General features: G+C 54.4%; 15 protein-coding genes and 1 pseudogene. 12 read left to right on the top strand and 4 right to left on the bottom strand.

The window, feature by feature from the left end; translation table 11 throughout:
• The first annotated feature begins 273 nt into the window (after positions 1–273).
• The 3 genes from ACR0CZ_RS10895 to ACR0CZ_RS10885 all read left to right on the top strand — a co-directional run bounded on the left by ACR0CZ_RS10895 (position 274) and on the right by ACR0CZ_RS10885 (position 9,642).
• Positions 274–5,886, top strand: a complete 5,613-nt coding sequence (locus tag ACR0CZ_RS10895) for a RecQ family ATP-dependent DNA helicase (RefSeq protein WP_480536945.1) — start codon at positions 274–276, stop codon at positions 5,884–5,886.
• Between the two features lie 392 nt (positions 5,887–6,278).
• Positions 6,279–7,355, top strand: a complete 1,077-nt coding sequence (locus ACR0CZ_RS10890) for a hypothetical protein (RefSeq protein WP_170393099.1) — start codon at positions 6,279–6,281, stop codon at positions 7,353–7,355.
• Positions 7,348–9,642, top strand: coding sequence for a hypothetical protein (locus ACR0CZ_RS10885; protein WP_480536947.1), 2,295 nt, complete (start codon positions 7,348–7,350; stop codon positions 9,640–9,642). The genes ACR0CZ_RS10890 and ACR0CZ_RS10885 overlap by 8 nt, the downstream gene beginning before the upstream one ends.
• Before the next feature lie 519 nt (positions 9,643–10,161).
• Here ACR0CZ_RS10885 and ACR0CZ_RS10880 read toward each other — a convergent pair.
• Both ACR0CZ_RS10880 and ACR0CZ_RS10875 read right to left on the bottom strand, forming a co-directional pair.
• Positions 10,162–11,418: a hypothetical protein gene (locus ACR0CZ_RS10880; RefSeq protein WP_170393101.1), complete on the bottom strand. Its 1,257-nt coding sequence runs from the start codon at positions 11,416–11,418 to the stop codon at positions 10,162–10,164.
• Between the two features lie 500 nt (positions 11,419–11,918).
• A pseudogene (locus ACR0CZ_RS10875) lies at positions 11,919–12,062 on the bottom strand (IS256 family transposase); the annotation flags it as partial.
• 468 nt (positions 12,063–12,530) lie between these two features.
• Between ACR0CZ_RS10875 and ACR0CZ_RS10870 the strand changes: the two are divergent.
• From ACR0CZ_RS10870 to ACR0CZ_RS10835, 8 genes are all read left to right on the top strand, one after another.
• On the top strand, positions 12,531–13,085 hold the full coding sequence (locus tag ACR0CZ_RS10870) for a hypothetical protein (RefSeq protein WP_170393102.1): 555 nt from the start codon (positions 12,531–12,533) through the stop codon (positions 13,083–13,085).
• A 210-nt stretch (positions 13,086–13,295) separates the two neighbouring features.
• Positions 13,296–14,324 carry a zinc-binding dehydrogenase gene (locus ACR0CZ_RS10865; protein ID WP_170610605.1) on the top strand — a complete coding sequence of 343 codons (1,029 nt, stop codon included), beginning with the start codon at positions 13,296–13,298 and terminating at the stop codon, positions 14,322–14,324.
• Between the two features lie 42 nt (positions 14,325–14,366).
• Positions 14,367–15,242: a branched-chain amino acid ABC transporter permease gene (locus ACR0CZ_RS10860; RefSeq protein WP_170393104.1), complete on the top strand. Its 876-nt coding sequence runs from the start codon at positions 14,367–14,369 to the stop codon at positions 15,240–15,242.
• 4 nt (positions 15,243–15,246) lie between these two features.
• Positions 15,247–16,344, top strand: a complete 1,098-nt coding sequence (locus ACR0CZ_RS10855; protein ID WP_170393105.1) for a branched-chain amino acid ABC transporter permease — start codon at positions 15,247–15,249, stop codon at positions 16,342–16,344.
• Complete coding sequence (locus ACR0CZ_RS10850; protein WP_170393106.1) at positions 16,341–17,105, top strand: ABC transporter ATP-binding protein; 765 nt, start codon at positions 16,341–16,343, stop codon at positions 17,103–17,105. Before ACR0CZ_RS10855 ends, ACR0CZ_RS10850 begins: the two co-directional genes overlap by 4 nt.
• A complete protein-coding gene (locus tag ACR0CZ_RS10845; RefSeq protein ID WP_170393107.1) occupies positions 17,102–17,875 on the top strand; it encodes an ABC transporter ATP-binding protein in 774 nt (257 codons plus the stop codon). Before ACR0CZ_RS10850 ends, ACR0CZ_RS10845 begins: the two co-directional genes overlap by 4 nt.
• 5 nt (positions 17,876–17,880) lie before the next feature.
• On the top strand, positions 17,881–19,767 hold the full coding sequence (locus ACR0CZ_RS10840) for an AMP-dependent synthetase/ligase (protein WP_170393108.1): 1,887 nt from the start codon (positions 17,881–17,883) through the stop codon (positions 19,765–19,767).
• A gap of 30 nt (positions 19,768–19,797) precedes the next feature.
• A complete protein-coding gene (locus tag ACR0CZ_RS10835; protein ID WP_170393109.1) occupies positions 19,798–20,958 on the top strand; it encodes an ABC transporter substrate-binding protein in 1,161 nt (386 codons plus the stop codon).
• 60 nt (positions 20,959–21,018) lie between these two features.
• Here the strand turns inward: ACR0CZ_RS10835 and rpsI are convergent, their stop codons facing one another.
• Together rpsI and rplM are read right to left on the bottom strand one after the other, a co-directional pair.
• A complete protein-coding gene (gene rpsI, locus ACR0CZ_RS10830; RefSeq protein ID WP_039535473.1) occupies positions 21,019–21,504 on the bottom strand; it encodes a 30S ribosomal protein S9 in 486 nt (161 codons plus the stop codon).
• Positions 21,505–21,510: 6 nt separating this feature from the next.
• Positions 21,511–21,969: a 50S ribosomal protein L13 gene (rplM, locus tag ACR0CZ_RS10825; protein ID WP_039536983.1), complete on the bottom strand. Its 459-nt coding sequence runs from the start codon at positions 21,967–21,969 to the stop codon at positions 21,511–21,513.
• Positions 21,970–22,208: 239 nt separating this feature from the next.
• Here rplM and ACR0CZ_RS10820 point away from each other — a divergent pair, with 239 nt between their 5' ends.
• Positions 22,209–22,574 carry a nuclear transport factor 2 family protein gene (locus ACR0CZ_RS10820; protein WP_170393111.1) on the top strand — a complete coding sequence of 122 codons (366 nt, stop codon included), beginning with the start codon at positions 22,209–22,211 and terminating at the stop codon, positions 22,572–22,574.
• The last annotated feature ends 2 nt before the right edge of the window (positions 22,575–22,576 follow it).

Here is a 22,576-nt window from a genome sequence, read left to right as displayed (position 1 = left end):
CCCAATCACCAAGACCTGCGTGGCCATCCCAAACCGGCCATTCAAAATAACCAGCATCACCGCTGCGCGGTTCCCGAAAACGGATAAAGACTAAACGCAAAAAATATCTGGTTTGTTGGAACCACCCCGTCAAGGCCGTATCCGGACTTTGATTGATCGCCATCATTTGTGGCTTTGCAACCAATAGGTTTAGTCATCACTTCCCGCCCGGGTTGTACATGGTCTCAAAAAGGTATTCTCTGACTACAGTCTTGGAACAGTTGCGCATCACAAATGAACGGTCGACATAACGAGTTTCTTTCCAAATGTCTGTCCATCGATCTGGAGGTGGATCCCAAAACCTCGAAGGTATTTGCCTTTGCCGCCGTTCGAAACGATGAGCAACCGGCTTTGAAGTCGAAATCCAGCGCGCTGGAGAAAGATCTCGATCGCCTGGAAGAGGCCATCGCAGGCGTCCCACATTCGATTGGGCACAATTTCCTGCACCACGATATGGAACACCTAATTGCCGCCAGACCACATCTGACCCAGATCATGCGAGCACCAATTGATACATTGTGGCTGAACCCGCTGGCCTTCCCTCGCAACCCGTACCACCATCTGGTCAAACACTATCAGGACGGGCGGCTGGCTGCGGGGCATATCAATGATCCAGAACTTGACGCCCGGCTTGTATTTGAGGTGTTCGCTAATCAGCTCGATGCCTTTCAAAACCTTGCCGAAAGCGAACCAGATGCGCTTGTAGCCTATCACTTCCTGGCCACTCGAACGGAACAATCCGAAGGGTTCGACGCGGTTTTCAAGTACCTAAGAAGAGCCAATTGCCCGCCGCAGGATGAAGCCGTTCCCGCCATCCGTCGGATGCTGGACGGTCGGGCTTGTAGTAAACGGGTCGAACAGACTCTGGCAAGGCTTAGCAATCCCCGAAACGGATGGCCTATGGCCTATGCGCTATCCTGGATCACCGTAGCGGGTGGGGACTCGGTCATGCCGCCCTGGGTACGGGCGCAATTTCGCGAGGCATCTCTGATTGTCCGGCATCTCAGGGATACGTCCTGCAAAGATCCCGCCTGTCAGTGGTGTGCTGAACAGAATGACCCGGTCCGTGCGCTGAACAGGTGGTTCGGGTTCGACAGTTTCCGCCCACAGCCTGTGGACCCAGATGGTCGCCCTCTACAGGAACGCATTGTCGATGAGGCCATGTCCGGAACAAGCCTGCTCGGCATCTTGCCAACAGGCACTGGAAAGTCCGTGTGTTATCAGGTGCCAGCCTTGTCGCGGTTCGACAAAATAGGGGCGTTGACCGTGGTCATTTCCCCGTTGGTCGCGCTGATGGCAGATCAGGTTCAGGGTATGGAGCGCGTAGGCATTTCCTGTTCCGTGACTGTGAATGGTCAGATGTCCATGCCCGAGCGACAAGACGCTTTGGACAAGGTCCGCATGGGGGATGCGGGCATTTTGATCATCTCGCCCGAGCAATTACGCAGTACATCGATCCGGTCGGTACTGGCTCAGCGCGAAGTTGGCCTGTGGGCTATTGACGAGGCGCATTGCGTGTCGAAATGGGGTCATGATTTCAGGCCGGATTACAGATATCTGGGACGCTTCATCAAAGAGTTCTCGGGCGATCAAGCCCCTGCCCCAATCCTCTGTCTCACGGCCACCGCCAAACCAGAGGTCGTCGCCGATATCGTCGAACATTTCCAGTCTCGCGCCGGGGTCGAGCTGCTGTCCCTTGATGGTGGAGCATCGCGGAAAAACCTTACATTTGATGTCAGGCCTACGACTAAGAACAGCAAACTAACCGATGTCCTGAACGTGATCGAAGAGCTGCTTCCCGCTGAGGGCCGATCCGGCGCCGTGATCTATTGCGCGACGCGTAAAGAGACCGAGCGCGTTGCCGAGTTTCTAAAATCACAAGGTATGGACGCGGCACATTTCCACGCTGGACTTGGGTCCGATGACAAACACGACGTTCAGGAACGGTTCCGGGTCGGAGACCTGCGGGTGATCGCAGCCACCAACGCTTTTGGCATGGGCATCGACAAACCCGACATCAGGCTGGTGGTGCACGCAGACATCCCAGGGTCCTTGGAAAACTACCTGCAGGAGGCTGGGCGCGCCGGACGCGACCGGGAAATCGCCGATTGCGTGCTTCTGTACGCGGGGGATGATGTAGAACGCCAGTTCAGGCTGTCCGCGGGTTCGCGTTTGGCACGGCATGAAATCGGAGCCATTCTCAAAGCCCTACGCCGGATCGACGAACGCACACGCAAAACCGGCAAGATCGTCGCCACTGCGGGTGAGATTGTCCGGTTCGAAAAAGATCAAGAATTTGAACGGGACAGCGCGACTGATGACACACGAGTCAAGACGGCCGTATCGTGGCTTGAAGAAGCAACACTTGTTTCGCGAGAAGAGAACCGTGTTCGTATTTTCCCTTCTTCGCTAACGGTCCGCACACTGGACGAGGCGAAACAACGGCTTGCGGATGCGGAGATCACTCAAGCGCATCGCAAACAATTGCTGGCCATCGTGCAGCATCTGATTTTGGCCCCGGCGGATGAAGGGGTCTCAACCGATCAGCTCTGCGGCGTCAGCGGTTTGACACCCGGCGCACTGACCAAGGCGATGGCCAATCTCGAAAGCTTTGGCATCGCGCGCAACGACGTTGCGATGACGCTCTTCATCCATGTCGGTGTGGCGCAGTCTTCCTCCGGGCGCCTCACAGAGGCCGCAAACCTGGAACGGGATTTGATCGCGTCGATGCGAGAGCTGGCACCGGATGCGGACAAAGAGACTCCAATACCGCTGAACCTGCAGGAAACCTGCCAGCATCTGCGCAATCAGGACCATGCCGATGCCCGCCCCGATGTAATCGACAAACTGATCCGGGGCATAGCTCGGGATGGCAAGGGGCAGGATGGAGGCACCGGCAATATCCGCTTGCGCAAAATCAGCCGAAACACTCTAAACGTGACGCGGATAAGAACGTGGGAAGTCATTGCCCAAACCGCTGAGGTTCGGTGGCAAGCTGCCGGGATTCTTTTGAAGTTTTTGACGGGTCGACTCGACAAAGGCGCGCGTGGCAAAGATCTGCAGGTCGAAACTACCGTAGGTGACCTTCTGGCGCAGCTCACACAAGATGCCGTTCTGAAATCCAGCGGTCTGCGGGATATGACCAAGCTGTTGGAACGCTCCCTGCTTTGGATGCATGAACAGGGCGTTTTGACACTGGGGAAAGGGTTGACCGTATTCCGCCCCGCCATGACCGTATTCCTCAATCCCGAAGGTGGTCAGTTCACGCAATCGGACTTCCTCCCTCTGGAAGAGCATTACGCCGAACAGACGCTTCAGACCCATGTCATGGCAACTTACGCGGAAACCGGCCTCGAGAAGATCACAGACGCCGAACGCCTATCGGAGGATTACTTCCTGCTCAACAAAGAGCAGTTCATGAAACGTTGGATGCCGGGCATGGCACGAGAGGTCAAGCGACAGACAACCAGCAAGTCCTGGACCGCCATTGTCGAAGATCTGGGCAACAAGGTCCAACAGGACATTGTTGCGGACGATCGGGACCAGACCAATGTGTTGGTTTTGGCGGGTCCCGGATCTGGGAAGACCCGTGTTTTAGTGCACCGGATCGCTTATCTATTACGGATGAAGCGCGAAGACCCGCGCGGTATCCTGGTACTGGCCTATAATCGCCATGCCGCTGCCGAAATCCGTGTTCGCCTACGAGCGCTGGTGGGCGATGATGCGGCGGGGGTTACGATCTCGACTTGCCATTCGCTTGCGATGAAGCTGGTTGGCGCCAGTTTTGCGGGGGTTCAGGCCGCGACAGAAGACTTCGACAATGTCATTATGGAGGCGGTGCGCCAGCTCAACCCCGAAGGCCTCACAAAAGCCGAAGCAGAGGCGCAACGCGAGAGCCTGATTCAGTGGTTTCGCTGGATTTTGGTGGATGAATACCAGGACATTGGCCCGGAGGAATACGCGCTCATTTCCGCCGTGGCCGGTCGTTCTCTGGAAGATGCCGAGCTTAAACTAAGCCTGTTTGCCGTGGGCGATGACGACCAGAATATCTATGCTTTCAACGGGGCTTCCGTGGATTTCATCCGCAGATTTGAAGAGGACTATAAGGCCAGACCATCTTTTCTGATCGAAAACTACCGATCGACAGCACATATTATCGAAGCCGCCAATCAGGTCATATCCAAGGCGCCTGAACGCATGAAAATGGATCACCAAATCACAATCAATCAGGCGCGGCTCTCTCAACCCAGCGGCGGACGTCTGGAGGGGAAAGATTCCGTTGCCCATGGCCGAGTGCAGTTGCTGGACGTCCCAGCTGGCGCGATGCAGCAATCTGCAGCAGCAATCAACGAGCTGATACGCCTTTCTCGCCTGGACCCCAATTGGAACTGGTCCCGCGTTGCTGTGATTTCCCGAGACTGGAAATCACTGGATGCAGTTCGGACCTATGCCGAAGCACAAGGTCTGCGCGTGGATATGGCCAACGAAGACCTTCCGAATGTTTGGCGACTTAGGGAGACCCAACGTCTGGTGTCCGGGTTGCGCGAGAAACAAGGCGCACTTCTGGGCATTCAGGATATCCTCACGGTCCTGAACGTTCAGTCTCGCAACAAATGGGTGGATTTGCTGGCAGAAGGTGTGGCGGAACTGGCCCGTGAGTTGGGCACCAAATCTATGCCAGTACCTGACATCATTGAGTGGATCGCGGACTGGTCCCGGGATACACGCGGTGAACAACGTGGACTGCTGTTGCTGACGGCGCACAGGGCCAAGGGCCTTGAATTTGACCATGTCGCCATTCTAAACGGCGGTTGGACCCGAGTCTCGAAAGAGGAGGATAACGAAGCCCCTCGTCGCCTATTCTATGTGGCAATGACCCGCGCACAGCAAAGCCTAACAGTGCTGACATCCGGAACGCACCCCTTTCTTAAAACGGGTTCAGATTCAGTTCTTATCAGGCATGTGACGCCCGATCTCGACGAAACCTCTTTGCCTGCAACAAAATACCAGATGCCCGCGCTCGATATTGTAGATTTGTCATTCGCCGGTCGCCAAAGGGATGCACATGAAGTCCACAACGCCGTGCGCACAGCGAATGTAGGGGACACCCTTTCCCTTGAGTTTCAACAACCTCATTGGGTTTTGTTGGACGCCCTAAAACGTGTTGTCGGACGTATGGCCAAATCGTGGAAGCCACCCCGCGGGCATGTTTTTGCGTCTGGCCAGATCGGGGCCATAATCAACTGGCGTAAGATTGATAGTGGCGAAGACTACGCCCACTACCATAAGCGCGATAGTTGGGAGACCTTATTGCCAGAGTTGATCTTCCGACATGAGAATACCGAAGCCTCGCATACTCAGCCGAAACCAACAGCCCGAGAGGATGTTCAGACCGTCCGTGTAAGGGACAATCCATATCGACAAGCGGCCGACCCGTCTGCAAATGCAATGGATATCTCGGTTCAAGAACCACAGGAGATTGATCGTCCATCGAAACTCGACCTCAAAACACTCCTCACCACAGCTATTGCTGATACGCGTTCCTGGAATGAGCTTTCGGCAGCGTTGAAACAGAAAGACATCGCACTGGCGGCCAAGGGCGGCGGCCTTGTGGTCAAAAACGCCTCTACAGGCAAGGAGATCGGTAAGATATCTGCGCTTGGGTTCAAATATATCGATCTGATCCGCCACTACGGCGAAGGTTTCCCTGATCACCCTGCGACATGGTTGGTCGAGAAAGCGTTGAACGACAACTACGCACCCAAAGGCCCGAGACGAACAAAGAAACTAAGGAACCGCAAAAGAAAGTCGGGCGATGACGACGATTTTTCGCTGATTGAAGACTAATGGGCTGGGTCAGTTTTGGGAGTTTCGGTCGGCGCCCAACCAATAATTTCCGTTGGCGATTCAACGCCACATGACCCGTCTTGCGGTAAACTGGCATCGGCTTGACTGGCTGACGGTATTTCTTCCTTGCCCACGGAAGCGCTCGTAGCCTATCAAGCACCTGCAGCAACTTTCGAAACCGTAGGCGATCTCTCCTACCCAGGGCGAAAGCGGCGTGGCGTTCAACCTCGCCGGCGCAATGCAGGAACGCCGGGCGGTGAAGGCATTTGGAGCAACCTACCTTAAAGTCGACGCGTAACTACTAATAATACATTACTTAACTGAATACACGGCGAGATTTTCCCCAAATGATCAATTGGAAAGATGGAGGGTGGACAGGAAGCCTAAACAGATTGGCGCGAAAAGAGGTTCGAAATCAAATCCGAAGCAACCCTACGGCTCGCCGTTCGCGTTACTCGGCGTCACTCAAATTCCTGCTTGGCTTTTTTTCCATCGGAACATTCGGGCGATACATCAAGTTTTACATCGCAGTCTATTTGGGGTTTGTCATTTCCGAAGTCGCAATTTCGCTGTATTTTCCACATTGGCTACCTGGGATTCCGAAGGCTATCTGGTCCCGCGAGCTGTCTCAGCAGCTTTCTGGCCTTTCCAGCCATTTTATCACCGCTCAGGTCGGCGTCCTTGGTGTTATCTCGTTGGCTTTGGCACTTGTGACAATCCTTGCCCAGCGTGAAAGGTCTTCAACCGATGTCAGACTATATTACTTCGAGTCCTGCGCATTCGGAGTGATTGCCAGTTCGGTTGCATTGTTGGCGGTAATGTGTGCTCAACTCGTCTGGCCGGGTCAACTCGTACTCGACTACTTCAACGTCGGCATAGAGTTGCAGGTGTTTGAGTTAAGCATTGCGGGCATCCATTTAGTTTGGCTTTTGGTCAATCTGACGGGCTTGGCGCATTTCATTGCGACCACTCTGGAGTTTGTCCAGCACTCGTCCCGTGAGCGCATGAGGGAACGGTATACGGCCCATGTTGTTTTGCCCAAGGTCTTTCTCAACCGCATTAGAGAGCACTTGTATGCATCCGCATCCAACGGAGTGTTTGGAGATGCAAGTAACAAGAGCGGACAACCAAGCGTAATGTTCGGCTTCGACATCGGAGCACCTAATCTCGTTGAGATTGAGACAGATTTTTCGTCTCAAGTAGTTTTGTCTGACCTACGAGTAGTGTTGCTTCATTGGGCTCTGCGAAATTGGGAAAAGCGGTGCCAGAAGGCCTCAAGCAACAACTCCAATCATCAAACCGACTTCTTCGATCAGGGGCCGGTTATCTGGTTTACTCCGCGTTTAGAAGTTCCACTACAGGGCCGTGTGGAGTGGTGTTGCAGGCGCGGCGGAATTCCATTGAATCGCTTCGAGAAGTTCTTGATCCAAAGAGCCTTTAGATTTCGGAGGAAGAGTGAAGATGAGTGATCTTCCAACACCAGAGCAGATTCTTGAGGAGCTCGCGGACAAAACACTGGAGCAGATAGCCAGGATGGCGCCTGTGGCATTTGATGACGCCATTGCTGAAATGACGCGCTACCATCGCTTCTTACTGGAGTTGAGTTCAACTCCCTCCACTGATGGAAGGCCGTTCAGCTTCGCGGAAATCCAAGGTGACTCTTGGATGCCCCCCCACCGAGAATGGACAGGACAATACCGGCGATTGTTTGAACGAGCTGCTGAACGGATCCCTGAAGATGGTCACTTCATAAAATCACTCGCATATACCCCGCTTCGCCTAATGAAGCCCTCCAGCGGACAAATCTTGTCGCCTGATGTCGTCAAAAAGATTGTCGATCTGGAACCCATGATGATGCACATGATTGAGGCATGGTTAACCAAGAGAACCTTGATTGAGGCCTCCGAAGGCCAATCTGCTGAACCGCGGCTGGCCCTGTCTGGCTCGGATGCCAAGGCTTATTTGGGTATCCTTCCAGAACTGATCGGTTCTTGGGAGAGCCTTCTTCAGAAAGCAGCTTCAATTTACGGTTGGTCCAAAAACTCGTCTCGTACTGATGATGAGTGTTGGTCGACCTATAGTGAAAGCTGGGTATTCCTTTGGCAGCACCTTACTAACACAGCATATTGCCTCGCCGTTGCCGTATGGAATGAAGACGAAGCAGGAGCTGACCATTTTCATGAAGCCTTGGTGCGCTGGCCAGAGAACTTGAGAATAGATTTCGACTATCTCCACCAGTTTCGTCATCGGCGTTTGGTATATCCAGATCTCTTGAAAAAGAACTGGCATGAAGCGTTAGCACAAGTCGAACCGCTTTGTTTCAGATACGATCAATCGCCTTCACCCAACCAAGTATTCTCTGGCATCATTAGCGGCGCGCACGATGACGTCCTCCTTCTTGTCTCTGCTCTTTTGCTCCGTTGGTCAATCGAGGGAAAACAGGTTTCGGACATCGGGGGTCGAAACGCACGGGCGGTATTGCGTCGAGAAAGAGGCGACGAGATGGGAAGCAGATCGCGCTCGAGAGTGTTCAACTTTTCCTCCACCTTCTTGGATGTTCTTCGTCTTGAAATGGCTGGTGAGCGCTATTCGGAAGGATCATACGCCAGGGACCTCGACCAGCTGGTGAACTCTTTGGATAACATGACCGAACGGCGCGTTGTTCCAGGAAGGGTCTACAGCCCAAGCACTTTGCACGACAGGGACGGATTGGGTTTGTCTATTGCAGCGATTATTTTGGCTGCCCATCAGGAAGGCGGCGATGCTTCGCTTTCAAGGGGTGTTGAGACATTGGCGGAAGAAGAAGAATTCTTGCCTGAGGGTGACCGATCCTTACGAAAATGTCTGCAAGAGATCAGCCGTCTGAAATCTGTACTTGAGGAAAAACCAGATCAAATTTTTAGGGGTTTACGGTTGCTTACTTCAGAATCCGTACCTGACCTTTCAATTGAGAGCATCATAGAAACTCTCAAAACGGTAGAAACCGCTATAAATTCAGTGCGACAGAAGCGTCTAAAAGATCGCGACGTTGACGCAACTCAGCTTGAACGCATCCGTTCAGCCGTTGAAGATGCACTCCTAAAGGGGCCTTCAAACCTTCCCTTCTTTCAAGACATACAAATCTATCGCGTTTCAAACCTCAGCGAAGCGTCGCCAATTGACCGGGAATTTGGCGAAATTAAGAAGGCTTATCTGACCGATCCGCCAATGGACGACCGGGTCTCAAACTTCGAAGAATTTTTCGCTTCAAGTATTCAAAGAGAAACCGGCATTCGGATCTGGAGAGCATTCGATCAGCGCGACCATACACTTAGAACTATTGAGTATGGTATCGGTCAGGAGGAGTTTTGGCGGAGTTTGGAGCCACTGGCACATCAAACGGGCAGTAGCCCTGTTCTTTTGGTTTCAAGAGCATCCGAAGGGCGGGTCATAAGAGATCTTCGTTATGAACGTGCTGATAAGCAAGGAAATATTAGGATCGAACACCAACCCGAAAAAGCAAAATATGGATCCTATATCGCGACGGTGAATGGGATAGATTTGTATGGTTCGGATTTTGAAAATAGGGTCGCTTGGCTGTTTTCCGGAAACACGCTCTCCAACATTCAATACTCTGAGTCAGACGATGAGAGCCATTGTGTAGAAGTGAATTACGCAACCGAAGACGGTTTTGTCGGCCAGCTACAACTGCGGTTCTCTGAACACTTGACCTGGTCGAGTACACCTATTTTTGAGATTAAAATCGAGGAATCTTAGAAGTTGTTCGACTCCACTGTGACGGCCCTGGCGGTTGCCGCGAGACCGCACCTCCTATTCGAATGGTTTTGGTTGGTTTCCCTACGCCAAACAGAGCTTTCAACAATTTGTATGACTATGTCTTTCAGCAGATCACTCAACGTGACAGCCCCGGCGAACTCTCCCTATAAGCGAGGGACCAGCGGGGGGGCAGGTCAAGCGCTATGTTCTTTTCAGAGCAGACGTAGTGGCAATAGCCTTTAGCGCCGCTTTCCGATCCGGCAATCATCCTGAGGCGAGATAGACTGACTTCCAGACAGTAGACAGGGGCCTAAAAGGCCCCTGCCATATCCATGTTACTTCCGTTTTCCTCCTCCTGCGGGACCGTTCGAACGTCCGCCGCCAGAAGGTTTGCCAGTGGAGCTCGGCCACTCGCGCCAGTCGCCCTCAGTCCATCCTATCACGGGACAAACCATCTGGATGTGAACCTTCAGCACCTTCCCTGCCAGCTTCAGGCAGAGAAAAGCAGAGCGAACGCTGCTACATCTCAGCCCGAAAATCTCGAAAATTTCGAGCCAGATCCATCATCGTCTTCAGATGATCCGTGCCCCCGATATAGCGACGAGGGCCGCGAATAGGCACGTCTGGATCAGCAATTTCCACGATGTAGTTTCCACCGTCGCCCTCGAGATAGAGGAAAGCATCCACGTAATCCCTCATCAGCTGGACCAGCATGCGGTACTCATCTTCCGTCCGGATCGGGATCTCAATAATGCCCTCCTCGGCCTCAAGCGTGGCGTCGAGGACGGAGAGCTTTTGGTCCCGCAGCAACGTCATCATGTCGGTATAATTCAGCTTTGACACTCCTCGATCGACCCATCGCCCAGAGACCTGACATGTGCCAGGCGACACGTGCACCGACGCCCCAATGGGCATCCAGTTTTTACGTGCGCGCTCGTCGACGAACTCTACGTTCACCTTCGCGTCATATGCCGACGCGCTAAAGCTCGACTTCTCCATCATTATGATATCAAAAAGCCTTGAGTCGCCGTCTGTCAGGATCATGTGTCCGGCCGCCGCAGCCAAATACTCCTCGCCATGCCACCACATGCCCAGGAAATCCTGTAGCAGGTTGACGTCCTTTTCGTTCAACGTCGGGCCGAAGACGACCATCACCTTGCCGCCAAACCGCACCTCCAAACCATAAAGTCCTTTGCCCCGCACCACCCGGAGAGATACATCCGGCTCATCACGGTGAATAGTGATCTGTGAAACCGTCCCCGGCTTGATAATCACCTTGTCCGTGAAGAATAAAACACGAGAGCGCCGGCCCTGTGCCGCCGCGCGGAAGGCAATTTTCTCATAGAAGTGACTTGGCCCCAGCCATTGCTCCAGAAGCTGCGGCGCCGCGCCACACAAAGCGGCTATGAAGAGGCCGTATTTCAGTCGGACTTCTTCCATCAGCACGTCCCATGATGCCGTCGCATCTCCGACCGGTGCCACGTATGCCTTGATTATCTCAAAAGCCGCGAACAGCAGAAAGCCGATCGCAGCGAAGGTCATCCGCGCCAACCAACGTCGAACCTGAGTGCTTCCCTCCGCTGTCCGGCGCGGCACCTGCCAGGCATACCGAAACGTCTCTGAATAGAGCTTCTGGTTGTCCGCTGGAATCTCCGCCGAGAAACTGGACGCGGGCGAGATCTCGAAGACCGCGTCACCCTCCTTGAAGTAGAACGTATCCTGGAGCGGCCACAAATCATCCCGCGATGCCAATATGCTGTCGATTATCGTCGTCAAGCGCGTGCCTCAGGTCTTCTTTTGGTTGAGTTGTGCAGGACCAGCTGGTCCGGAACAACCAAAATATTGGCAAAAACCGTCTCACCAGAAGTTGAAATCCTCCTGTTCGCGCCGTCTTAGCCATACCGACCTGAACGTATGGTTCGCGAACATCCGCCCGTTTTTTCGCAAGCTTCCGCAACATTTCAGAAAAGCCCAATCCCGGCCTAATTCCCTATCACAGCAGGGTCTCAGGTGATTGGTGAAAAACCGTAGTTCACGCCAGATGTGTGGAAGCGGTTCAAGCAATGTGAGTGAGGATAGTCCAACCGAATATCGGAACCTCTCATTTATTTGCCGTTGTACGATCACCTGGCTGTGTACCTGCTACCTAATTCGGCCGACAGGGGCTACCGCATAGAGCCGCGTGTCGCGGTGGTCCTCACCCAGTTCGTCGAGCTGGCGCTTGGGAGCATGCCCAGGAGGTTCCGGTGCTTATGACACGTGCAATGCCAGATGGGCAGATCCCGGGCACGCCAAAAGTCCCAGTCGACCTTCGCCTTTCGCCATGCCCGGCTGACCACGCCCTTGCCAATTGCCCCTTCGAACAGGCCGAACAGCACCCGCTTGACGCGTCGGGTGTTGGTCCCTGCCAGATAGATCGCCGTTCCGCAATTGTCGCTTTTAGAGGTATTGGCGTCAAACTCATCCAGCCTCCTCAACGCCAGAATCCAACTCGCTTGCATGGCTTTGGAACTATGCCGTCTTTCTATGCCAACCCGTGCTGCCAGTCCTGCTGATTTTGCCCGAGGTTGGCTCGCCTGCCCCTTATTTTATATGAGTCAAATTTGCCAAACCACCTTTAGAAACGGTCTCGAAAACCGTTGTGGGTGCAAGCCCACCCAGGGTTCGAATCCCTGTCTCTCCGCCATAAATCAATTCATCCTTCAAGGCTGTTTCTTTGCTTGCGTTGCGATTCCTGCAATGGATGGCATGATGTTGCCACTGCCTGCAGTGTCAATCAGCGCAGTGTGGCTCAAACCCGCAATATGCTGCAAACTCACGTGTTTTCCCCTTTGCTTTAACGTACCTTAACCCCATCTGAGCGACACATCATTTGAAGGAGACATCCAATGTCGCGTCTTTTACTTATCGTAGCCATCGCCGTTATCGGCGGAGGCGCTTACTATTTCGCCACAAAACCTGAACCAACCCCTGCCGAGCAGTTGCAATCGGCGGCTGAAGATGCCTCAGAGGCGGTTGGTGAAGCAGCCTCGGCAATACAAGAGGGCGCTGCTGATGCCGTTGAGGCGGCGACTGAACAAGCATCCGAGGCTGCGTCCTCGATTGCGGATCAGGCCTCGGAAGCTGCATCTTCGGTATCGGAACAGGCCAGCGACGCTGCTACATCTTTGACCGAGCAGGCCAATGATGCAGCCTCAGCAGCTGGCGATCAGGTCGCAGCGCTTGCCGGTCAGGGGCAGGAACTGTTCAACTCGTGGGTTCAGGACGGCATGCTGACCGCGCAGAATTTCGACTATGACGCAATCGTCACGTCGGTTCAGGAAAGCGCCTTGTCTCAGGACATCAAAACACAGGTTATGAAGATCCTCGACGAGATCAAAGCGTCGCCTGAGCTGGTTGTCGCGAAGATACAGGATCTGCGCAATCTGATGACGCAGCAGTGATCAATTCCAGAACCAGCCCCAAGAGGGCTGGTTCACCCGGTCGGGATGCGACTTAATTTGCGTCACTTTACAGCATTACCCAATTGACATAGCTCACCGTGTTTGATTGCTTTCTTGAGATTGTTTTGAAAAAATAAAACCTTTTGTCAGTGTGTTACATTGTGACGATGAAGGCCTCGTGCTGAACTCGCATCAAAGAAGGATCGAACGATGACCACCCTGCCCGACACCATGTTTGCCGTTGTTCAGACGCAGGACGGATATTCCGGCACAGCCACGGGACCGACGCTTGAGAATGCCTCGGACTGGTTAGCGGAGGCTGAACTGCCTGTACCTGTCCCAAAGGCGGGACAAGTGTTGATCAAAGTGCGCACTGCCTCGGTGAATCCTTCAGATATCCATTTTATCAAAGGGGAATATGGTCAGCCGCGGGTCAAAGGCGCCGCAGCAGGGTTCGAGGGGTGCGGAGATGTTGTTGCCACCGGTACCGGCGCTGACGCCCTGCTGGATCAGCGCGTGGCCTTTGTGGCAGCAGGCTCTGGTGCCTGGGCCGAGTATGTTGTGACGCAGGCCCAGATGTGTATCCCCTTGCGCCCCGAAATCTCGGATGAAGACGGGGCGGCGCAGATCGTAAACCCGCTAACCGCAATGGCGATGGTGGATATCGCACGGGCTGAGGGCGAGGCTTTTGTGGTCTCTGCCGCCACCAGCCAGCTTGGTAAGTTGATGTGCAGCCTTGGACGGGATCTTGGGTTGAAACCGATCGCTCTGGTGCGGCGCGCCGAAACGGTCGAGATGTTAAAAGGCCTGGGTGCGGCAGAGGTGGTCGTGACCAGCGATACGGATGCGCCGACGCGGTTTGCCACGATCAGTGCAGATCTGAAACCTCGTGTTTTTCTCGACGCGGTTTCCGACCAACTGTCAGAGCAGGTGTTCTGCGCGATGCCCAATGGCGCGCGGTGGGTTTGCTATGGGAAACTCAGTTCGGAAATGCCGAAGTTGACTCAGATGGGCCAGTTGATCTTCATGAGCAAACGGATCGAGGGTTTCTGGCTGACCCGCTGGATGATGGACACCCCCCCGGCTGATCAAATGCGAGTTGTCAGCGAAGTGCAGGCGCGATTTGCAGATGGGCGCTGGCGCACAGATGTTTCCGCACGGCTTTCGCTACGAGAAGTGCTGCCAAATCTGGCGGATGCTCTGAAAAAGAGTGACGGGAAGGTGATAATCACTCCATAGTAGAACAAAGCGCCGGACTTAACCGGCTTAGGGAGGGTGAGATTGGATAACGCACAGCTGCTGATTAGCGGGCTGGCGAATGGTTGTGTCTACGGCCTGATCGCCCTTGGCTTTGTACTGATTTACAAAGCCACCGAGGCAGTGAATTTTGCGCAGGGCGATTTCATGATGCTGGGTGCGTTTGTCACCATTGGCCTTACGAATACGGAATATATGGGGCTGCCCTTCTGGCTGGCGCTACCGATTTCACTGGGGATTATGGGCGCACTTGGGTATCTGATCGATCGGCTGATCATCCGCCGCGTCTTTGGCGAAAGTCAGACTGCCGTGGTGATCCTAACCATCGCCTTGGGCTTTGTGATCAGGTTTGCAGCTGGTCTGATCTGGGGGCACGAGCCGCAAACGCTGCAGAACCCATTGGCTGGTAAGGAGATCCGGTTCGGTGGTCTTGTGCTGGGGATGGAGGACGTGGCCGTGATTGTTGTCACCGTCCTACTGACCTGGGGTCTTTATGTGTTCTTCAGCAAGACCAAGCTGGGGCTTGCCATGCAAGGTGCGTCTCAAAACCAGTTGGCGGCATATTACATGGGGATACCGGTTAAGCGGGTTCAGGGCTTAATCTGGGCATTGGCCGGAGTTGTCGCCGGGATTGCCGGAATTTTGTTCGCGGCCAAAGGCTCGGTCGATCCCACAACTGGGCTTCTGGGGATCAAGGCATTTGCAGCAGCTGTGATCGGCGGGTTTGGCAGCCTGCCCGGCGCATTGGCCGGCGGGCTAATCGTCGGCGTAATCGAGCCCTTTGCCAGCCGCTATATTGCAGCCGGGTACAGTCAGATCGCGCCTTATGCGCTGTTGCTGGCAGTTCTGATCTTTCGACCGCATGGGCTGTTCAGCCAGGTGCGGGTCAAGAAGGTCTGATCGCATGCGGATTGTTTTCAAAACAAACTATATGCAGGACATTCGCCCGTGGAAGGATGGCTATCAGCTTAGCCTCTATCTGATCCTGTTGGCGGTCGTAGCCGCTGCGCCGTGGTGGTTGGATGACTTTTATCTTGGCGAACTGACCAATGTTCTGATCTGGGCCATCGCGGGTTTGGGCTTGATGATCCTAACCGGCCATACCGGGCAGGCCAGCCTTGGCCATGCCGCCTTTCTGGCCGTTGGGTGCTATGCCAATGTCATCCTGATTGAGGCTGGGGTGCCCTTTCTGCTGGCGTTCCCGTTGGCGGGCCTGTTGACCGGCATCGTCGGAGCAACCGTCGCTATTCCTGCCCTGCGCCTGCATGGCATCTATCTTGCGATCTTCACCCTGGCTCTGTCTGTGCTCATGGACGACATCATCGTTCTGGCCGAACCCGTCACCGGAGGTGTCGCGGGTAAATATCTGGGTGGTGTCGAAATCTTCGGACATCTGGTCGATCGTTGGGCGACCCCGGCCCCGTTCTTCTGGCTGGTGCTGGCCGTCGCCGTTGTCGTGACACTGGGCTATATCAACCTATTGCGCGCGCCCTTGGGCCGCAGCTTCATCGCCGTACGAGACTCTGAGATCTCAGCGCAGGCGATGGGTGTGGATATCGCGCGCACCAAGACGATCTCTTTCGCCCTCTCCTGCGCGGTCACCGGACTAGCAGGCGCATTGATGGGTATGTTCTCTGGGGCGTTCAATAACGAGACCTTCAGTGTCGTAATTTCCATCCAATTGCTGATGATGATCGTTATCGGAGGTCTGGGCTCAATCCATGGCGCGTTTTTGGGCGCAATCGTGATCGGTTTCCTGCCGCAGTTTCTGTCGATTTCAAAGGAATACGCAGCAGCCTTGTTTGGTGGCAATACGGTCGCCATTCCGGGGCTCGAATTCGGCATCTTTGGCATGATCCTGATCGCCTTCATCCTGTTCGAACCGATGGGTCTGTATGGTCGATGGCTAAAAATCCGGACGTGGTTCGAACTGTTCCCCTTCTACCGCAAGGACATGTTCAAACGACAAAAGTCCTATCTCAAGACGGAGCGTCTGAGATGAGCTTGCTGGAGTTTGAAAACGTTACCCTGAAATTCGGCGGTCTGACTGCTGTGGATGATCTGTCCTTCAACGTGCAAGAAGGTGAGGTGTTCGCCATCGTCGGTCCCAACGGCGCAGGCAAATCAACGGTCTTCAACCTGATTTCGCGCTTCTATGATCCTTATGCAGGTGCGATCCACTTTGACGGGCATGATCTGCTGCGTATCAAGCCCTCGGGTGTCGCGGCCTATGGCGTCGCGCGGACGTTCCAGAACATTGAACTGTTCGAACATGCGACCGTTTTGCAGAACCTCCTGGTCGGGCGCCACCGGCACCGCAAAACCAATCTGATCTCGGAAATTCTGTTCACGCCCACTGCACGACAGCAGGAGATCGAGAACCGAGAAAAGGTTGAAGAGATCATCGACTTCCTCGACCTCCAGGCCTTTCGTGACAAGATGATCTCGGGCCTCCCCTATGGCGTGCGTAAGGTGGTCGAAGTCGCCCGAGCGTTGGCCACCGATCCAAAACTCCTGCTGTTGGATGAACCCGCCTCGGGCCTATCGGTGGAAGAGACCACAGATATGCGTTGGTGGATCGATGACATCCGGCGTCAGATGGGCATTACCGTGCTTATGGTAGAGCACGATATGGGTCTGGTCTCGGGCGTGTCCGACCGGGTTCTTGCCATGGCCGACGGAGCGAAGCTTGCCCTTGGAACCCCAGCCGAAGTTCAATCTCATCCTGCTGTGGTAGAGGCCTATTTGGGCAAAGCTTCATGAACCAACCGATCCTTAGCATTCGCAATGTTGAAAGCTTTTATGGCCCGATCATGGCCATTCGTGGCGTGTCATTGGACGTGCATCGAGGGCAGGTCGTTTCAATCCTGGGCGCAAATGGCGCGGGCAAGACAACGCTGATGAAAACAATCTCAGGCGTGATGGATCCCGAAAAAGGTTCAATCACATTTGACGGTCAGCAGATACAGGGATCGGAACCTCACAAGGTCGTGCAAAAAGGCATCGTCCATGTGCCCGAGGGACGCGAGGTCTTTCCACTTTTGACCGTCGACGAGAATCTGAATCTTGGGGCTTATACCCTGTCGGATAAAGGACAGATCGATCATGACCGCGATCTGGTGTTTTCCTACTTTCCTGTGTTGAAAGACCGCCGCAATCAGGAGGCTGGCACTCTGTCCGGCGGGCAACAGCAGATGCTGGCGATTGGGCGCGGCCTGATGGCTAACCCGCGTATCATGCTGTTGGATGAGCCTTCGCTGGGCCTATCGCCGCTGCTGGTGCAAGAGATTTTTGGCATTCTCAAACGCCTGAATGACGAACAGAGCATGACAATGATGCTGGTCGAGCAGAACGCCAATGCGGCACTGGAACTCGCCCATCATTGCTATGTAATGGAGATCGGACGGATCGTTATGGATGGTGCGGCTGAAACCTTGCTGCAATCCGAGGACATTCAGAATTTCTATCTGGGCGTTCAGGAAGAAGGCGCGCGAGAAAACCGCCGCTGGAAACGCAAAAAGACGTGGAGGTGAGCTGGATGGACGCAAGCCCCCTGCCCCCTCAGACCAGTATCAACGGTGTGCAGTTCAACGCTACGCCAGGTCAGAGACCCCTGCGAGTCGATGGCTGTGTCACGATATGCGAGTTATTCCAGAAACGCTGTGCCGAACTGGGACCGCGTACGGCGCATCGCGAGAAGGACTTCGGCATCTGGAAATCCTACTCATGGGCCGACTACTGGCAACACGCCAAATGGATCGGGCTGGCCCTGCGCAAGCTGGGTCTGCAACGTGGCGAGGTTGTCTCGATCCTGTCCGAAGACCGCAAGGAATGGGCGTGGTTCGACATGGGCATCCAGTGTGTCGGAGGGATTGCTTCGGGCGTCTACACCACAGATTCGGCCAGCCAGTTAAAATATCTGATCAATGACAGTGGCAGCCGGTTTCTGATTGTTGAAGATGAAGAGCAGTTGGACAAGTTCCTCGAAGTCGAGGCGGATCTGCCCGATCTGCTCAGGGTCATTATCCTTGAGGATGAAGGCCTGCACGACCTGGCTCATCCGCGATGCATGATGATCGAGGACTTGTATGCTCTGGGGCAGCAGGCTGAGGTCGATGAACCCGGCGCATTCGAAGCAGAAATCGCTGAAACCACGTCACAAGACACCGCCCTGCTCATATATACGTCAGGTACCACCGGTAATCCCAAAGGCGCCATGCTGAGCCATGAGAACATTATGGCCGCGATAGAGGCAGGGGCGCATTCCCTGCCCTCCCAATCAACCGACGAACAGCTATGTTTTTTGCCGCTCTGTCATATCCTCGAACGCGACGTGTCGATCTACTACCCGCTTGCGATGAAGACTACTGTGAATTTCGCTGAAAGCCCCGAGACAGTGTTCTCCAACCTGCAAGAGGTCTCTCCCGCCACCTTCACTGCCGTCCCGCGCGTGTGGGAGAAGATCTACTCGCAGGTCATGTTCATGGCGAAAGAAGCAACGCCCACAGGGCGCTTCGCCTTTGCACAGGCGCTCAAGTCTGGAATGGCGCGGGCCGAATTTATCCTTGCAGGCAAACCTGTTCCAGCACCGATCGCTATGCAGTTCTGGCTTTGGGATCGGCTTGTTCTGCGCAACCTGCGCCGGATGCTGGGCTTAGATCGTCTCCGCCGAGGCGGCTCTGGTGCAGCGCCGATCTCTCCCGATTTGCTCAGGTGGTATTGGGCAATTGGTGTGCCCATTGTCGAGGGCTTCGGTATGACTGAAACCGCCGGCATAGCAGCGCTGAACACGCTTGAGGCCAACAAGATCGGCACCATTGGAAAACCTGTTCCTGGCAACGACCTGCGCATCGCGGAAGACGGAGAAATTCAGGTCAAAGGCCTGAACGTCTTTCAGGGCTACTGGCGCAACAATGCCAAAACAGCCGAAAGCTTCACCTGCGACGGTTGGCTGCGCACTGGGGATATGGGGCATATCGACGAGGAAGGCTTTGTCACCATCACAGGGCGCCTCAAGGACATCATCATTACTGCGGGCGGTAAGAACGTCACGCCCGCAGAGATCGAGAGCGGGTTGAAGTTCAGCCAGTATATCTCGGACGCGGTGATCATCGGGGATCGGCGCAAGTATCTAACGGCGCTAATCATGATCGATCAGGAAAATGTCGAGAAATTCGCACAAGAGCGCAAGATCCCCTTTTCGAACTTTTCTTCCCTTTGTGCTGCTTCCGAAGTGACGGAGCTGATCGGCGAGGAAATCGCAGCGGTTAATAAGGACTTTGCGCGGGTCGAACAGATCAAGGATTTCCGGCTGATCGACGTGTTGCTCACTGCCGAAGATGAGGAGCTGACTGCGACGATGAAACTCAAACGTGGTCTGGTGGAAAAGAAACACGCACATCTCATTGAAGATATGTACAATTAGTTAAGGGGCGACCCAACAGGGAGGAGAAGTATGAAACACTTATTTAAGGGCCTTGCCGCAGCGACGGCATTGACTGCATCCGCCACGATCAGCTGGGCGCAAACACAAGGCGTGACAGATGACGAGATCGTCATTGGCTCAGTCAACGACCTCAGCGGCATCTTCGCTGCCGTGGGCGTTCCGGCCACCAAAGGCGCAAATGTGGTCTTTGATCGCGTCAACGCCGAGGGTGGCGTGCATGGCCGCAAGATCCGCTTTGTCGTCGAGGATAACGGCTATCAGATGCCACGCGCGATGCAGGGCTATAACAAGCTGCTGAACCGTGACAAGGTTTTCGCGATGTTGCAGTCGCTGGGTACGCCGATGAATGTTGCTGGGTTCAAGCTGCTGGACCCGAAAGGTATTCCCAACGTCGCCCCTCTGACCGCCGCGCGGCAAATGCTGCAAGAGCCGATGAAGAACAAGTTCACCTCGTTCTCGACCTATTACGATCAAGCTCGGATTGGGGTGAAGTATCTGAACGGTGAATTTGGATCGCAAACCGTTTGCACCATGTACCTGCCTACTGATTTCGGTGAGGAAATTCTGGAAGGCAGCAAAGCGGGAGCCGAAGAGGCTGGCATCACTTTCGGCGCTGAGACCACCCATAAACCGGACGAGACGGATTTCGTGGGGTCCTTGAGCAAGCTTAAAGAAGAAGGTTGTGACATCGTCACGATGGCGCTCGGCGTGCGTCAGGCAATCACTGTTGTTGGAACGGCCAAGAAAATGGGCCTGACCGACATGAAGTTTCTCGGCACCTCGGCCAGCTTCCTAACCGTGGTCGCACAGGTGCCCGGTGGTGTGACCGACGGTTTCTATGCGGCGGCCTCGTGGCTGGATCTCTGGGCGCGCGCCGAAGAGCCCGCCCCGGCAGCATTTATTGCTGAATACAAAGAGGCTACGGGGGAAGACCCGGTCGGATTTTCAATGCTGGGCTATTCAGCGGCCGAGATGATGGTCAAAGCACTTGAAGCTGCAGGTCCTGATCTGACGCATGATAGCTTCATTGCCGCGATGGAATCTCTGGATTACATGGATGAGTTGGTCGGCAATCAGATCACATATGGGCCCGATGATCATCAGGGTGCTGACTCTGTATTTGTCAGCGTCGTCGAAAATGGTGCGTGGAAACTGGTTTACGAAGAATAAACCGACCAAAGAAAAAGGGCTCGCAGTTGCGAGCCCTTTCCAATTCGGTATCCGTAGCGATTAACGCTTCGAGAACTGGAACGAACGACGCGCTTTGCGCTTACCGTATTTCTTACGTTCCACAACGCGACTGTCGCGGGTCAGGAAGCCAGCGGCTTTCAGAGCGCCACGCAGCGACGGATCGTACAGTTGCAGCGCTTTCGAGATGCCGTGCTTGACCGCACCGGCCTGACCGGTCAGGCCACCGCCTTTGACGGTTGCAACAACGTCGAACTCACCTTCCACACCAGCAACCTGGAACGGCTGGCGCAGGATCAGCTGGAGAACGGGACGCGCAAAATACTTGTCCTGATCCTTGCCGTTTACGGTGACCTTGCCGGAACCCGGCTTGATCCAGACGCGGGCAACAGCGTCTTTACGCTTGCCGGTGGCGTAGGAACGACCCAGCTCGTCACGTACGGGTTCACGTACGATAACTTCTTCGGCCACGGTTTCAACGCCTGCGACGGCGCTCAGCTCTTCGAGAGTATTGATCTGATCAGCCATCGGTCATTAGCTCCGGGTGTTTTTCTTGTTCATGGACTTTACGTCCAGAACTTCGGGCGCTTGCGCCTCATGAGGATGCTCGGCACCAGCATAAACGCGCAGGTTGGTCATCTGCTGACGCGCCAGACGGTTGCCCGGCAGCATGCGCTTGACCGCTTGGGTCACGACGCGCTCGGGGTGTGCACCTTCCAGGATCTGCTGCTTGGTGCGCGACTTGATGCCGCCCGGGTGGCCAGTGTGCCAGTAGAAGTTCTCTTCGCGCTTCTTGCCGGTCATCTGGATTTTGTCAGCGTTGATCACGATGACATTGTCGCCCATGTCCATGTTGGGTGTGAACGACGCTTTGTGCTTGCCACGCAGGCGCATGGCGACGATCGAGGCAAGACGGCCCAGAACAACGCCCTCGGCGTCGATCAGGATCCATTTCTTGTCGATGTCTGCAGGTGTTGCAGAAAAGGTTTTCATGGCAGGATAGTCCTGTTTGATGTGAAAGACCGCCCCTTGGCGGAGCGGCCCGAATTCGATGGAGGGGGTTTAGACCTACTAGTTATGCAGGTCAATACAGGCAAAGTATAATATATCTATCAATAACAATAACTTATAAAATAGGTATTATTTTACCCCAAAATTTCTTCGGCATATCCAATTTTGCGTAGCTTAGTTAAGCTAGACTCAACCAAGATCATCCAATGCCGGAGGTGGCTATGCAAGAATTGGAACAGGTTATCGCTGCCTATGGTGCGGCATGGCAGTCGACCGATCCCGAAAGGCGACTGAGCCTTCTTGAGCAGTGTTTTGCACAAACTGGTCGTTACGTCGATCCAACTGCAGAAGTTTCCGGCAGAGATCAACTCAATGCCCATATCGGAGCAGTTCTGAGTGATACAAAGGGCCGCGTTGAGCTGACCAGTGAGCCAACTTCACACCATGATGTAGTTCATTTCACCTGGCATATGATTGCTTCCGATGGGTCCATTATGGTTACCGGGCATGATTTCATTCGTCTCGATGCCGATGGCAAGATTGCACATTTGGCGGGCTTTTTTGGCGACCCTGCCCCATTGCAATAGGT

It is taken from the genome of Ruegeria sp. H9, assembly GCF_056532915.1.
The sequence above is the reverse complement of the archived record's forward strand: the minus strand, read 5'-3'. Positions and strand labels throughout refer to the sequence as shown.